1 protein-coding gene is annotated in these 1,207 nt (G+C 45.2%); it reads right to left on the bottom strand.

Annotated elements, in window-relative coordinates; all coding sequences use genetic code 11:
- Positions 1-20: 20 nt before the first annotated feature.
- The gene (locus MO387_RS20750) at positions 21-1,142 is read right to left on the bottom strand and encodes an ISAs1 family transposase (RefSeq protein WP_107946318.1); all 1,122 of its coding nucleotides are present in this window, start codon (positions 1,140-1,142) and stop codon (positions 21-23) included.
- Positions 1,143-1,207: the final 65 nt, after the last annotated feature.

Below are 1,207 nucleotides of genomic sequence, written 5' to 3'. Positions count from 1 at the left end.
CAGGGCAACCGCATGAGTGTTTAAAATTCGTCCAACTGCAACCCTGCTAATAGAACCGATTCTAAATATTCAGGTTTCATCCAAGCTCTTTTCTGTTTCGCTGGAATGCTTCCTTTAGAAGGTTCAGCCCTAAGCATATTCAGTGATATTTGCCTAAGCATGGCCCAATTTTCAGCCCCATGATGTTGATAAATCTGGCAACTATCTTCTTTCATTGAGACATCTAGCACCCAGTGTAAGCAGTTCTCAATACCCCAATGACCACGAACTGAATCGGCTAACTGTTGCTCATCGAGTGTGGCTGAACTGATATAGTAACGGTAGCTCAGCTCCGCCTCTTTCCCTTTCGTATGCCGATAACTCAAACACATACCTAATGTGTTCAATTTCATCCACTTAGAGAATTTAGCTTGGAGCTGGCTTGCAGGCATTACATAGTAGGCTCTTGCCTCGATACGGCCTCTATTCTTTTCAATAACGAGTCCATCAAGAGGATTGTTGCGCGCTTCACTGAAAGCACTAACCACGGCCTCATGTAATGAACTTTGATTCGCCTTCACTGCAAGTAAGTAGTCACCTCCTTGCTCGACTATCTGCGTTGCAATCTCTGTCTGGCAACCCATAGCGTCGATTGATACCAGTGCTCCTTCTATATCTAACAACTGGAGCAGTGCTGGGATTGCGGTTATCTCATTGGATTTATTTGCAGTTTTTACTTGCCCCAGCACCACTTTATTGGCACAGGCAAACGCATTGACCATATGAATGGTTGAGCGCCGCTCTTCACGATTGTATGAGGCACGAAGCGTTTTACCATCGATAGCAATAAGATGACCATCACTCATCTCATGAATGGCTCGCATCCAATTGGCGAAGCACAGTCGGAACTGTTCCGGCTCGATACGAGAGATAATACGTGCAATGGTGTCATCGACAGGGACACCTTCGGTCAGAATTCCCTTTTCTTTAAACCAGTTATGATGTCCGGCAGCATAGTCATGGATTTCTGACCAGCCTTCGGCCCCAGCAATCACACCACACAGAGTGACGAACAATACATCATGCAATGGGTAAGTTACTTTGGCAGATTGTCGGCTGTCAGCAATCGAGTTGAAATGAGACGTGAAGGCTTCAAGGTACATACTCTGATGCTCTCTATAAGAAAAAGAGAGCATAAGATCATAATTGACACCGTCCGTCAAATTGG

It is taken from the genome of Shewanella sp. N2AIL, assembly GCF_022690845.1.
Lineage (GTDB): Bacteria > Pseudomonadota > Gammaproteobacteria > Enterobacterales > Shewanellaceae > Shewanella > Shewanella baltica.
The sequence above is the reverse complement of the archived record's forward strand: the minus strand, read 5'-3'. Positions and strand labels throughout refer to the sequence as shown.